12 protein-coding genes are annotated in these 12,761 nt (G+C 69.5%); 8 read left to right on the forward strand and 4 right to left on the reverse strand.

The genetic code is table 11. The annotated features are described in order from the left end of the window. Window positions 1-14: 14 nt before the first annotated feature. The 3 genes from ACWESM_RS26805 (at window position 15) to ACWESM_RS26815 (ending at window position 3,588) form a co-directional block, all read left to right on the forward strand. A complete protein-coding gene (locus tag ACWESM_RS26805; RefSeq protein ID WP_355073773.1) occupies window positions 15-1,427 on the forward strand; it encodes an NAD(P)(+) transhydrogenase (Re/Si-specific) subunit beta in 1,413 nt (470 codons plus the stop codon). Window positions 1,428-1,554: 127 nt separating this feature from the next. Then, entirely contained in the window at window positions 1,555-2,676 is a 1,122-nt protein-coding gene (locus ACWESM_RS26810) for a DUF5925 domain-containing protein (protein WP_452494078.1), read from the forward strand. 159 nt (window positions 2,677-2,835) lie between these two features. After that, entirely contained in the window at window positions 2,836-3,588 is a 753-nt protein-coding gene (locus ACWESM_RS26815; RefSeq protein WP_452494080.1) for an LppU/SCO3897 family protein, read from the forward strand. A gap of 139 nt (window positions 3,589-3,727) precedes the next feature. On the opposite strand, the gene ACWESM_RS26820 is transcribed toward ACWESM_RS26815, so the two are convergent. After that, a complete protein-coding gene (locus ACWESM_RS26820) occupies window positions 3,728-5,080 on the reverse strand; it encodes an MFS transporter (protein ID WP_452494082.1) in 1,353 nt (450 codons plus the stop codon). 388 nt (window positions 5,081-5,468) lie between these two features. Between ACWESM_RS26820 and ACWESM_RS26825 the strand changes: the two genes are divergently transcribed. Both ACWESM_RS26825 and ACWESM_RS26830 read left to right on the forward strand, forming a co-directional pair. After that, window positions 5,469-6,422 (forward strand): AraC family transcriptional regulator, encoded by a 954-nt coding sequence (locus tag ACWESM_RS26825; RefSeq protein WP_452494084.1) that lies wholly within the window; start codon window positions 5,469-5,471, stop codon window positions 6,420-6,422. After that, complete coding sequence (locus tag ACWESM_RS26830) at window positions 6,419-6,841, forward strand: acyl-CoA thioesterase (protein ID WP_364433143.1); 423 nt, start codon at window positions 6,419-6,421, stop codon at window positions 6,839-6,841. Before ACWESM_RS26825 ends, ACWESM_RS26830 begins: the two co-directional genes overlap by 4 nt. Window positions 6,842-6,853: 12 nt before the next feature. On the opposite strand, the gene ACWESM_RS26835 is transcribed toward ACWESM_RS26830, so the two are convergent. The 3 genes from ACWESM_RS26835 to pdhA are packed head-to-tail and all read right to left on the reverse strand — an operon-like array spanning window position 6,854 to window position 10,448. Then, window positions 6,854-8,326 (reverse strand): dihydrolipoamide acetyltransferase family protein, encoded by a 1,473-nt coding sequence (locus tag ACWESM_RS26835; protein WP_452494086.1) that lies wholly within the window; start codon window positions 8,324-8,326, stop codon window positions 6,854-6,856. A gap of 29 nt (window positions 8,327-8,355) precedes the next feature. After that, window positions 8,356-9,339 (reverse strand): alpha-ketoacid dehydrogenase subunit beta, encoded by a 984-nt coding sequence (locus tag ACWESM_RS26840; RefSeq protein ID WP_355073611.1) that lies wholly within the window; start codon window positions 9,337-9,339, stop codon window positions 8,356-8,358. Further along, window positions 9,336-10,448, reverse strand: a complete 1,113-nt coding sequence (gene pdhA / locus ACWESM_RS26845) for a pyruvate dehydrogenase (acetyl-transferring) E1 component subunit alpha (RefSeq protein ID WP_356969376.1) — start codon at window positions 10,446-10,448, stop codon at window positions 9,336-9,338. The genes ACWESM_RS26840 and pdhA overlap by 4 nt, the downstream gene beginning before the upstream one ends. 148 nt (window positions 10,449-10,596) lie before the next feature. On the opposite strand from pdhA, the gene ACWESM_RS26850 reads away from it, so the two are divergent. Genes ACWESM_RS26850 through ACWESM_RS26860 form a run of 3 tightly spaced genes read left to right on the forward strand, consistent with a single transcriptional unit; the run spans window position 10,597 to window position 12,597 of the window. Beyond that, window positions 10,597-11,088, forward strand: a complete 492-nt coding sequence (locus tag ACWESM_RS26850; RefSeq protein ID WP_355073615.1) for an Lrp/AsnC family transcriptional regulator — start codon at window positions 10,597-10,599, stop codon at window positions 11,086-11,088. 43 nt (window positions 11,089-11,131) lie between these two features. Continuing rightward, a complete protein-coding gene (locus tag ACWESM_RS26855) occupies window positions 11,132-11,770 on the forward strand; it encodes an antibiotic biosynthesis monooxygenase family protein (RefSeq protein ID WP_379252139.1) in 639 nt (212 codons plus the stop codon). A 20-nt stretch (window positions 11,771-11,790) separates the two neighbouring features. Next, window positions 11,791-12,597, forward strand: a complete 807-nt coding sequence (locus ACWESM_RS26860) for an SDR family oxidoreductase (protein WP_452494089.1) — start codon at window positions 11,791-11,793, stop codon at window positions 12,595-12,597. Window positions 12,598-12,761 lie beyond the last annotated feature (164 nt).

Consider the following 12,761-nt stretch of genomic DNA (forward strand, 5'->3'; position numbering starts at 1 on the left):
ATACCTTCGACAACGTGACCTATCTGGTCAACGGTCTCTACATCGTGGCGTTCTCGCTGTTCATCTACGGTCTGATGGGTTTGACCGGCCCGAAGACCGCGGTGCGCGGCAACTTGATCGCCGCGGTGGGCATGGTGATCGCGGTGATCGCGACGTTGATCTCGATCCGCCACACCAGCAACTGGATTCTGATCGTCGCCGGTCTGGTGGTCGGCGTCGTGCTGGGTGTGCCGCCGGCGAAGTACACGAAGATGACCGCGATGCCGCAGCTGGTGGCCGCGTTCAACGGTGTCGGTGGTGGCACGGTCGCGCTCATCGCGTGGTCGGAATTCATCAACTCCCAGGGTTTCTCGCATTTCGACGAGGAGCCGACGGTGCACATCGTGATCGGGTCGCTGTTCGCGGCGATCATCGGTTCGGTGTCGTTCTGGGGTTCGTTGATCGCGTTCGGCAAGTTGCAGGAGATCCTGCCCGGCCGCCCGATCGGGATCGGGAAGTTGCAGCAACCGTTGAACTTGTTGTTGCTGCTGGGTGCGGTGGCCGCGGCGGTGGTGATCGGTGTCGGCGCCACGGGTGAGGGGGTGTCGCAGCTGTGGATGATCGCGGTGCTGGTGCTCGCGGGTGTGCTGGGGTTGATGGTCGTGCTGCCGATCGGTGGCGCGGACATGCCGGTGGTGATCTCGCTGCTGAACGCGTTGACCGGTCTGTCGGCCGCCGCGGCGGGTTTGGCGTTGAACAACACCGCGATGATCGTGGCGGGCATGATCGTCGGCGCGTCGGGCACCATCCTGACCAACCTGATGGCCAAGGCGATGAACCGGTCGATCCCGGCGATCGTCGCGGGCGGCTTCGGTGGCGGCGGGACCGCGCCGGGCGCCGGTGATGGTGAGCAGAAGCAGGCCAAGGCCACCTCCGCCGCGGACGCCGCGATCCAGATGGCGTACGCCAACCAGGTGATCGTGGTCCCCGGCTACGGTATGGCGGTCGCGCAGGCGCAGCACGCGGTCAAGGAGATGGCTTCGCTGCTGGAGGCCAAGGGTGTGGAGGTCAAATACGCCATCCACCCGGTCGCCGGTCGCATGCCCGGCCACATGAACGTGCTGTTGGCCGAGGCGGAAGTGTCCTATGACGCGCTCAAGGAAATGGACGACATCAACGGCGAATTCAATCGCACCGACGTCGCCCTGGTGATCGGCGCCAACGACGTCACCAACCCGGCCGCCCGTGAGGACTCCTCGAGCCCGATCTACGGCATGCCCGTGCTCAACGTCGACCAGGCCAAGTCGGTGATCGTGCTCAAGCGCTCGATGAACTCCGGCTTCGCCGGAATCGACAACCCGCTGTTCTACGCCGACCACACCTCCATGCTGTTCGGCGACGCCAAGAAATCCGTCGGAGCAGTCACCGAGGAACTCAAGGCCTTGTAGGCCAAGCGTTTCCGCGCAGTGCCCCCTCCGCTGTGGTGTGGAGGGGGCACTGTCGTAATTCGATGGACACCGTGCCCCGCCGCCCCGGATCATTCTCGAAGTGTCCGCACGTCATGAGTCTCTTCGGTTGATCGGTCCCGGGGAGCCCTCGGCCGATCCGGCCGAGCGGCTGCCGTGGACCGTCGTAGTCGATTCCACCTACTCCATCCGCGACGCGATCGATGCCCTCGCGCTCGGTCCGTTCCTGCGCGGCGATCATCCATGCGCGCGCACCGCGCAGCTGGAACGGGTGCGACCGGACGCACCGTTGCGTCCCGCCCGCGGCCGCGTGGTGCGCACCGTACGCGACAACGACAGCGGGGCCGCGCTGGTCGTGGGCCCCGGCTGGTCGCTGCGGTCGGTGCGCTGGTCGGGCGGCTCGGCGATGGTCGAGGTCACCGCCGTCACCGACGCGCTCGCGGACGAGTTGCTCGCCGAGGCCATCCGGGACGCGGCGGCGCCGCCGGAGGTGGGCGAGACCGTCGAAATGGGCTTCTGGCACATGCACAACCACGGTCCGCAGCGGCGTGCGCGCTCGATCACGGCGCCCGAGTGGTCGACGATCCGTGGCAACTACGCGGGGCAGGTCGCCACCGCGCTGGACCGCCTGATGACGCTCACCGCCGACGACGTACGCGGCAGACTGGTGCTGCTGCACGGACCGCCCGGCACCGGCAAGACCACCGCGCTGCGCGCACTGGCACGGGCCTGGGGCGGCTGGTGCCAGCTCGACTGCGTGCTCGATCCCGAGGTGATGTTCGGCAAGCCCGGCTATCTGATGGAGGTGGCCGCCGGTGTGGACAACGCCGAGGAGGGCGTGTCCCGCTGGCGGATGCTGGTGCTGGAAGACTGCGACGAGTTGATACGCGGAGAAGCGAAGGAAGCTGCCGGGCAGGGTCTCTCGCGGTTGCTGAACCTCACCGACGGCATGCTCGGCCAGGGCAGGGACGTGCTCGTCGCCATCACCACCAACGAGGATCTGTCCCGCCTGCATCCGGCGGTGACGCGGCCGGGCCGGTGCCTGGCGCGGATCGAGATCGGGCGGCTGTCCTCCGGCGAGGCGGCGGCTTGGCTGGATCGCGAGCGGCCGGGCGCGGCCACCGCGTTTCCGGACGGGGCGAGTTTGGCCGAACTCGTCTCGGCGCGCGACGGCGACGCACGGATCGATGCCGTCGCTGTGGACGCGGTGAATCCAGGGCTGTACCTGTGAGAACTCTAGCGAACCGAAGCCTTTGCGCCGGTTGGCGAGTCGGTGCGGCGAACCGGGCGGTATCCCACACGGCGGTACGCGCACCGATCGGCTAGATTCCATGGGTTCGCCCGTCGCTTCTGTGCGCACGGAATCTAGCGAGACCCGGGGAGGGGATCCATGACCACACCACCGAATCAACAACCGTATCCAGGCCAGCCCGGCTATCCGCAGCAGCCGCCTGCCGGTGCGCCGCAGGGCTTTCCGGGCCAGCCGGGAAATCCCGGTCAGCCGCAGGGTTATCCCCAGCCCGGCTATCCCGGTCAGCCGCAGCCGGGCTACCCGCCGCAGGGTGGTTTCCCGCCGCAGCCGGGTTACCCCGGCGGCGGGTTCCCGCCGCCCGGACCCCCGCCCCGACAGAATCGGGGCGGGAGCGGTATCGGCAAGATCCTCGGCATACTCGGCGTCGTCCTGGTGATCGGGTTGCTGATCGTGGGCGCTCGCACCGTGTTCCGCTCGGACGGCGAGAAGATCGAGATCGGTCAGTGCGCGAAGCTGTCGGGCACCACCGTCAAGGCCGAGTTCGAAACCAAGGAATGCTCCGACGCCGAAGCCAATTACGTGGTGGCGCAACGGCTCGACGGGGCGAACGCGGACTGCGCCACCAAGGATTACGCCAGCTACTACCAGACCGGCGGCGACGAGTACACGCTATGCCTGCGGCTGAACGTCAAGGAGGGCGACTGCATCGACGGCGGTTTCCTCGGCGCCAGCACCAAGGTGGCCTGCGGGTCGACGGCGGACTTCAAGATCGGCCGGATCGTGCGGGGCACCGCGGACAAGTCCGCGTGCGGAGCGAAGGCGACCGAGAACGACACCATCGTCTACCCCAAGCCCGAGCCGATCACCATGTGCCTGGTGCCGCCCAAGTAGCGGTTGGGGCCAGCTTGGAAACGATGACGAGCATCGGCGCGCGTTTGCTGCGGACCAGATGGTTCGTGCGCGCGCCGATCGCCGTGTTCCGGGCTCGGCTCGGCTTCCTGTTCGGCGGAGCCTGGACTTCGTGATCCGGTCAGCGTGGCGTGGCGACGACGCTCGCGTACGCGCAGCACAGCAGTACGGCGAGGATCGGCACGACCATCGCCGTGGTCAGCGACATCACGGCGGTGAGCCAGCCGATGACCGTGGGCCCGGCGAGCAAGCCGAGGTAGCCGACGCTGAACACCCGTGACATGTCGGTCGCGGCCGTGCGGGAACCCAGATTCCCCGCCGCGCTGAAGATCTGCGGGATGCCCCCGGCGAGTCCGAGGCCGGTCAAGGCCCAGCCGAGCAGCGTCAGCGGAATCCACGGCGAGACGACGATCACGGCCAGGCCGATGGCCGCGAGGAGCGAGCCGTAGCGCACCACCGCGACCCCGCCGAAGACGTGGCTGACCCGGTCGGTGGCGAACCGCCCGACCGTCATCGTGGTGGAGAAGGCGCCGAAGGCCAGGGCCGCGGTAGCGGCGTCGGCGTCCAGATGGTCGCGCAGCTGCAGTGCGCTCCAGTCGGCGGCCACGCCTTCGGCCAAGAGCAGGGAAAAGGCGAGCACGGCCAGCGCGAGCACCTTTCGGCCGCGAGCGCGAGTATGGAGGGAGGTCGTGGCGGGAGCGCGCGATGATCGGTCTCGGTCGAGCCGGTCCGGCGACTGTGCGGTGGACGCCGCATCGGACCCTGTCGGCATGACGTCGTGCCCGGACGAATCGCCCTGACGCAGCGACACCGTCGCGTCGTGTTCCAGTGGTGCGGCGCCGAATTCGGTCGCGTGGACGGACGAGGCGACGCCGGGGGACTCCGCCGTTTCCGATGCCGTCTCCCGCAGCAAACGCGGCACCAGCGTCAGGACCAGAGCGACGCAGCCCACCGCGGCGACGACCAGGGTCACCCGCACATCCCAGCCCGCCCGGAGCGCGGCGGCTCCGAGCAGGGACCCGACCAGTCCACCGCCGGAGAACAACGCGTGGAAGGCGGCCATGATCGGACGCCGGTAGGCCCGTTCCACATGCACCGCTTGGGTGTTCATCGACACGTCCAGCGCTCCGTTGCCGAAACCGAAGCAGGCCAGCGCGAGCGCCAAGGTGAACGGCCCGGTGGCGAAGCCGGGGCCCACCACCGCGACCGACCCGAAGCACGCCGCGGCGCCGACCAATGTCCTGCTGCCGAACCGATCGGCGAGCGGACCCGCCAGTCGCATCCCGACGATGCCCGCGCCCGACATCAGCAGGATGAACATGCCAAGCGTCGATTTGGCGACCCCAGTGCGGTCGGTGACGACCGGAATGTGCACCACCCACATGGCGAGCAGGAAGCCGTTCAACGCGAAAACCGTGAATACCGCGGCACGCGCCACACGGAACTGACGATCGACCGTCGGGCTCAACACCATTTCGACGGTACCGAGAAAATCCCCACCCCGACCGGACTCGCTCGCGGAACCGGCCCAGGGCGCCGTTGACCTGGTCGTGCGGCCGTGCGGGACGCTCGACACTGCGCGTCACGTCCGCGAGCGAGTCCTTTTCACCATGTGAAACGCGTCACGATGCCGGGACATTCCGGATTCCGCTGACAGCCGTCGCCATGACGTAGTCGGCGAAATCCTTCGGGCTCCGGCCGAGCGCGCGCCGCACTACCTCGGCGGGCTCGGCGTTGCGACCGTCGAGCACCGGTGCCGAACAGGCACGCCATGGCGGCGGGTAGCCCGGAATATCCGGCGCAGTCGAGACGGAACCTGGCGCACCGGCCTGTGACCATGCGTGATCGTCTACTGTGGACGGGTGGATGCGCTCGCCAGTCTGCTCGAAGGCCCTCGCGCTCGCGGCGCGTTCCTGATGTGTTCGCTGCTGGATCCGCCGTGGTCGCTGCGTATCCAGGACGAGGCTCCGCTCACCGTGCTGTCGATGATTCGCGGCGGCGCGTGGATCGTCACCGACGAGGGCGCACCGCGGCAGCTCGGCGCGGGGGACGTCGCGATCTTCCGTGGGCCCGCGCCGTACACGGTGGCCGACGACCCGGCGACCGAACCGCAGATCATCATCCATCCCGGTCAGGTGACGAAGACGCCACAGGGTGAAGTCCTCTGCGAGACACTGAGCCTCGGCGTCCGGCAGTGGGGAACCGACCCGGACGGGGCGAACTTGATGGTCACCGGAACCTACGAGTCCGCGGGCGCGGCCAGCCGTCGCCTGCTGCGCGCGCTCCCGCCGGTGCTGGTGTTGCGGCGCGGCGAGTTCGACAGTCGGGTGCTCGACCTACTGGTCGACGAGGTGATCAAGGACGAGCCCGCGCAGAGCGCGGTGCTGGACCGCCTGCTGGATCTGGTGCTGATCGCCGCGTTGCGCGCCTGGTTCTCCCGCGCCGACGCGCCCGGCTGGTACCACGCCTACGGTGACCCGCTGGTCGGCAAGGCTCTGCGCCTGTTGCAGCACAATCCGGCGCACGGGTGGACGGTCGCGGGCCTGGCCGAGGCGGTGGGGATGTCGCGGGCGGCGCTGGCGCGCCGGTTCACCGATCTGGTGGGTGAGCCGCCGATGGCGTTCCTCACCGAATGGCGGCTGGCGCTGGCCGCGGACCTGTTGCAGGAATCCGATGCCACCATCGAGGCCATCGCCCGTCAGGTCGGATACGGCAGCGCCTTCGCGCTGAGCACCGCGTTCAAACGGCACTTCGGGATCTCCCCGCGCGACCACCGGTTGGGCGTGACCGCCACTGAGCTATCGTCGGCCGGGTGACGCAGCAGTATCCGGTGCTCTGGCCGGTGCCGACCCGGTGGGCCGACAACGACCACTACGGGCACGTGAACAACGTGACCTACTACTCGTACTTCGACACCGCGGTCAACGCATGGTTGATGCACGCCACCGGAACCGACATCCGTGACCTGCCCGCGCTCGGCGTGGTCGCGCAGACCTCCTGCCAGTACCTCGGCTCGATCAGCTTCCCGGATCAGTTGCGGGTCGGCCTGCGCGTCTCCCGGCTCGGCCGCTCCAGCATCACCTACGACCTGGCCATCTTCCGCGAGGCCGACGGCGCGCTGGAACTGGCCGCCACCGGTGTCTTCGTGCACGTCTACGTGGACGCCGAGACCCGCAAGCCGGTCGAGATCCCGGAGGTCATCCGCACCGCCGCGGCGGAGCTCGTCACGGACTGACCGGCGGGCGCGTCACACGCGGCTGAGCAAGGTGAGCGGGTCCTCCAGGAATCCCGCGACAGTGGCCAGGAAGCGGGCGGCGAGTTCGCCGTCGACCATGCGATGGTCGAAGCTGACGCCCAGGGTGGTCACCCACCGGATCGCGATCTCGTCGCGCACCACCCACGGCCGCTTGCGAATCGAGCCGAGACACAGGATGGCGGCCTCGCCCGGATTGACCAGCGGGACTCCGGCGTCCACGCCGAAGACGCCGACGTTGGTGATGGTGAACGTGCCGCCGCGCAGCTCGGCGGGCGTCGCGCTGCCCGCGCGCGCGGTGTCGGCCAGCCAGCCGATCTCGCGGGTCAGGTCGCGCAGGCTCAGGGTCTGCGCCTCTTTGATGTTCGGTACCAGCAGCCCGCGCTCGGTGGCCACCGCGATACCCAGGTTGACGTAGTGCTTGGTGACGATTTCCTGAGCGGCTTCGTCCCAGCAGGCGTTCATGCCGGGGAAGTCGGCGAGCGCGGCGAGCGCCGCCTCGGCGACGAGCGGCAGCGGCGTCAAGGCCAGGCCCGCGAAGGATTTCGTACTGCGTAGATGATCGAGTAGTTCCATCGAGGCGGTGCAGTCCGCGGTGACGAACGTGCTGGCCTGCGGGATGGTGCGCGCGCTGGTCAGCATCGCCGCCGCGGTGCGTTTGCGGATGCCGCTGACCGGGGTGCGCTCCTCGCGGGCGGACGGGCGCGCTCCGGCGTCCGCGACGGCGGGCGCGGTGGCCGGACGCGGCTGCGAGACTGGCACCGCGCCGCGCACGTCCTCGACGGTGACCGCGCCGCCTGGGCCGGAACCCGCGATGAACCACAGGTCCAGGCCGAGTTCGCGAGCCAGTTTCCGCGCGGCGGGTGTCGCCGCCGCCCGCGGCGCGCCGAGCACGGTGCCCGGTGGCTGTTCGTGAACCTCCTCCACCAGGCTTCCCGTGCCGTCGTACCGTGCGACGGCGGGTGCCTCTGCCTGGCTGTCCGCGTGGTCGGTCCGTGAGACGGCGGGTGCCTCTGCCTGGCTGTCCGCGTGGTCGGTCCGCGAAACGCCCTGCGCCTCTGCCTGGCTGTCGGCGTCGTCGGACCGCGAAACGCCGGGCTGTGCGGGAGGACGCCGCCGAGACGTCGCCTCCGCCTCAGGGCCGTAGCCGACCAGGACCGACGTGCGCCCCGTGTCGCTCGGCGTCTCTTCCGCTCCGGCCGCCTGTATCCGAATGAGCGGCGACCCGACCGCGACGGTGTCACCCGGCCGCGCCAGCAATTCGACCACGCGGCCCGCGAACGGCGACGGTAACGAGACGACCGCCTTGGCCGTCTCCACGTCGGCGATGGCCTGGTTCAGCTCGACCGTGTCGCCCTCGGCCACCGCCCACGACACCAGTTCGGCGTCGGTCAGCCCTTCGCCGAGGTCCGGCAGCCGGAATTCCAGCACGGACGCCGGAAGATCATGGCCGACCGAGTTTTCCACGCGGCACCTCTCACTACGGCGAGCCCGCCTCACGCGGCGAGGGAACGGTCGACCGCGTCGAGAATGCGGTCGGGGTCGGGCAGATGGTGCTTTTCGAGCTTAGCCGGGGGGTAGGGGATGTCGAATCCGCCGACGCGCAACACGGGCGCTTCCAGGTGATAGAAGCAGCGCTCGGTGACGCGGGCGGCGATCTCCGCGCCGAGCCCGGCGAATACCGGCGCCTCGTGCGTGACGATCAGCCGCCCGGTCTTCGCGACCGACTCCTCGACGGTGTCGAAGTCGATCGGCGAGAGGCTGCGCAGGTCGATCACCTCGAGTGCGTGTCCCTCCCGCGCGGCGATCTTCGCGGCCGTCAGCGCGGTCGCCACGGTCCCGCCGTAGGCGACGACGGTCGCGTCCGCGCCTGTCGTGCACACACGCGCGCGATCCAGCGGCAGGCCGCCGTCGCGGTCGAGCGCGGCGAAATCGACGTCGGCCTTGTCCCAGTACCTGCGTTTGGGTTCGAAGAAGATCACCGGATCGTTCAGCGCGATCGCCGCGCGAATCATCGAGTACGCGTCGGCCGGGTTGCTCGGTGTCACGACGCGCAGCCCGGCGGTGTGCGCGAAATACGCCTCGGGTGATTCGGAGTGGTGCTCGACCGAACCGATGCCGCCGCCGAACGGGATGCGAATGGTCAACGGCGCGTTGACCTTTCCCTGGGTGCGGTAGTTGATCTTGGCCACGTGCGAGACGATCTGGTCGAACGCGGGATAGACGAATCCGTCGAACTGGATCTCGCACACCGGCCGGTAGCCGCGCAGCGCCATGCCGAAAGCCGTTCCGATGATGCCGGATTCGGCCAGCGGCGTATCGATGACGCGATTGTCGCCGAAGTCCTTCTGCAACGTGTCGGTCACCCGGAACACTCCGCCGAGGCGCCCGATGTCCTCCCCCATCAGCAAGACCTTCGGATCGTCCTCCAGCGCGCGGCGCAGGCCGGTGTTGAGCGCGGCGGCGAAGGTGGTGATCATCGCGGGACTCCTTCTCCTCGTGCGGAGGGCCCGCCGGGATCGCCCGCCAGGTACTCCGCGTACGCCCTCCGCTGTTCGGTGATCAGCGGATGCGGGGTGGTGTAGACGTGCTCGAACAGTTCGCTCGGCGCGGGATCGGGCATGTCGATGGTCGCGCGGCGCACCACTGCCGCCATCTCGTCCGACCGCTGGGCAACCCGCGTGCCGAACGCGTCGTCCCAGTGGCCCTCGCGCTCGAGCAACCTGCGGATACGGTCGATCGGATCGCGCCGCGCCCATTGCTCGGTCTCAGCGGCCGAACGGTAGCGGGTGGGATCGTCCGCCGTGGTGTGCGGACCCATCCGGTAGGTGAGCGCCTCGATGAACGACGGGCCGCCGCCGGTGCGCGCCCTGGCGATCGCCTGCCTGGTCACGGCGAGGACGGCGAGCACGTCGTTGCCGTCGACCTGCCTGCCCGGCATGCCGTAGCCGTACGCGCGGCGGGCGATCGGCGTCGCGCTCTGCACCCGCACCGGTGCGCTGATCGCCCACTGGTTGTTCTGGCAGAAGAACACCACGGGCGCGCTCCAGGTCGCGGCGAACCCGAGCGCTTCGGCCAGATCGCCCTGGCTGCTGGCGCCGTCGCCGAAGTAGGCGATGGTGGCTGTCTCCGCGCCGTCCATGTGCGCCGCGAACGCGTAGCCGGTGGCGTGCAGCCCTTGGGAGCCGACGACGATGTTGGGGTTGGTCATGTTCACCGCGTGCGGATCCCAGCAATGATGGGCGGCGCCGCGCCACAGCCGGGTGAGATCGGTGGGCGGCACGCCACGGCAGTAGGCGACCGCCGTTTCGCGGTAGCTGCAGAACACGTAGTCGTCGGGATGCAGCGCGTGCGCGGAGCCGACCTGGGCGGCCTCCTGCCCGAGCATGGGCGCCCACAGGCCGAGCTGACCTTGCCGTTGCAGCGCGGTGGCCTCGATGTCGATCCGACGGGCCACCACCATGTCCTCGTACAGCGCCCGCAGGTCGTCCGGCCCGATGTCGGCGACCAGCGCGGCGTGCTCGCGATCGAGGACGCGACGGCCGTCCGGCTGTACCAGTTGCACCGGATACTCGGATTTGCCCGGCATGAGTGATCGCCTCCTCGCCAGGTGTTCGACAGGTCGGATTGTGTCCTATCTCACAGCATCCACCCGAATGCGAACTGCGCAAGTGGTCGGCCGTCGGATGGGCAGAATGCTCAATTGCGACCCGCACGGTGGTGTCATACTGCGTGGTATGACCAGAGAAACCGCCGGCGTGAGCCTGGACGCCACCGACGCCAGGCTGTTATTGGAACTGGTCGCCAATCCCCGGGCGACAGGTGTCGAGCTGGCTACTCGGCTCGGCCTGTCCCGCAACACCGTGCAGGCTCGATTGTCCCGCTGGGAGGCCGGTGGCGTGCTGGGCAGCTTCGAGCGGCGCGTCGAGCCGCGCGCGCTCGGCTATCCGCTCGCGGCGTTCGTCGCGGTCGTCGTGGACCAGCACCGGCTGGATTCGGTGGTGGACGAACTGGCCGAGGTGCCCGAGGTGACCGAGGTGTGCGGCATGACCGGACTCACCGATCTCACCGTGCGGGTGGTCGCGCAGGACGCCGACGACCTGTATCGCATCGCCGGGCAGATCCTCAAGATCCCCGGCGTCGAGCGGACGAACATGGCGCTGGTGATGCGCGAGCTGGTCGGTCCGCGTACCGCCCCATTGCTCGACCGCTTGGCGAAATCGGGCTGAATATCCTTGACCTCGAGTGCGATCGAGGTTTCAGGATGGCGGCATGACGCATGACGGAATGACCGTGATCGATACCATCCGGCTGCCGCTCGACGGGGCGAACGAGTACATCGCGCAGTGGCGCGAGCGCGCCGGTAAGGTCAGCCGGGCACCGGGCTTCCGTTCCGCCCGTATGCACCGCGCGACCTCCGCCGACGCGCCGCTGCCGTTGGTCATGGTTGCGGAGTGGGACAGCGTCGCCGCCAGGGACGCGGCGCTGCGCGACTCCGCGTTCCGCGCGTCGGCCCGAGCCGCCGGTGCCAAGGCCGAGGTCGTCGGCAGCGAGTACCGGGTCGCCGCCGAATATCGCTCCGCTGTGCACTCGGACGGACCCGGCATCACCTTCGTCAACGTCTTCGAACTGCCCGCCGAACACTTCGAGGAATTCCTGGCCCACTGGCGAACCAGGGCCGAGCTGATGAGCGCGGCCCCCGGCTTCCGCGACAATCGCCTGCACCGTGCGCTCGACCCCGCCGCGCGGTACACGGCGGTGAACGTGGCGCACTGGGACAGCGCCGCCGCGTGGCGCAGCGCGACGGAGAATCCGGCGTTTCAGCGGCGGCTCGCCGCCGCGCCCGGGTTCGCCACCGCACACCCGCAGCTCTACGAGGTGGTCGCGGGCTTCCCGGCGGAAGACCGGTGATGTCCCGTTAGGGTGCGGGGATGGAGATTTCGGGCAAAGTTGCCATTGTCACGGGGGCGGGCGCGGGGATCGGGGCGGCATTGGCCGCCCGGCTCGTCGCCGCCGGTGCGCGCGTGGTGCTCGCCGACCTCGACGGTGCGAGCGCGGCGCGGGTCGCGGAGTCTTTCGGGGCGGACGCCGTCGCCGTCGGCGGGGACGTGGCCGACGAGGCGGTGATCCGCGCGTTGATCGAGCGCGCCGAGGCGCAGTTCGGGCCGGTCGACCTGTACTTCGCGAACGCGGGCATCGGCGGCGGCGCGGGTCTGGACAGCACCGACGAGCAATGGGCGGCGGCGCTCGAGGTCAACGTGATGGCCCACGTCCGCGCCGCGCGGCTGCTCGTCCCCGGGTGGCTGTCCCGTGGTGGTGGTTATTTCGTCGGCACGGCGTCGGCGGCAGGGCTGCTCACCCAGCTCGGCTCGGCCCCCTACGCGGTGTCCAAGCACGCGGCCGTCGGTTTCGCGGAATGGCTGTCGGTCACCTACGGCGACCGCGGAGTGCGGGTGAGCTGCGTGTGCCCGATGGGTGTGGATACGCGGCTGCTGCGCGGCGGCCTCGTTCCGCCGGAGCACGCCGCCGAGGCGGAACTCGCGGTGAAGGCCGTCACCAGCGCGGGCGAGGTGCTGTCCCCGGAGGCGGTCGCCGAGATCGTGCTCGCCGGGGTGACCGACGAGCACTTCCTGATCCTGCCCCACCCCGAGGTACTGAAGATGTACCGCCACAAGGGCTCCGACTACGACCGCTGGATCGACGGCATGCGGCGCTTCCAGGCCGCGCTCCAGGCCTGAGCAGCTGCCTCGCCTTCGCTCGGCCCGGTGCGGGCTGTGGACGGACTGCGTCCGGCTGCGCCTTTTGTGCAGCTGCCTCGCCTTCGCTCGGCCCGGTGCGGGCTGTGGACGGACTGCGTCCGGCTGCGCCTTTTGTGCAGCTGCCTCGCCTTCGCTCGGCCCGG

It is taken from the genome of Nocardia sp. NPDC003999, from assembly GCF_053604885.1.

Coding starts and splice junctions, on each gene's coding strand:
- ACWESM_RS26815 (WP_452494080.1), top strand. CDS start 2,836: ATGACCACACCACCGAATCAACAACCGTATCCAGGCCAGCCCGGCTAT.
- ACWESM_RS26820 (WP_452494082.1), bottom strand. CDS start 5,080: ATGGTGTTGAGCCCGACGGTCGATCGTCAGTTCCGTGTGGCGCGTGCC.
- ACWESM_RS26840 (WP_355073611.1), bottom strand. CDS start 9,339: ATGATCACCACCTTCGCCGCCGCGCTCAACACCGGCCTGCGCCGCGCG.
- pdhA (WP_356969376.1), bottom strand. CDS start 10,448: ATGCCGGGCAAATCCGAGTATCCGGTGCAACTGGTACAGCCGGACGGC.
- ACWESM_RS26850 (WP_355073615.1), top strand. CDS start 10,597: ATGACCAGAGAAACCGCCGGCGTGAGCCTGGACGCCACCGACGCCAGG.
- ACWESM_RS26855 (WP_379252139.1), top strand. CDS start 11,132: ATGACGCATGACGGAATGACCGTGATCGATACCATCCGGCTGCCGCTC.
- ACWESM_RS26860 (WP_452494089.1), top strand. CDS start 11,791: ATGGAGATTTCGGGCAAAGTTGCCATTGTCACGGGGGCGGGCGCGGGG.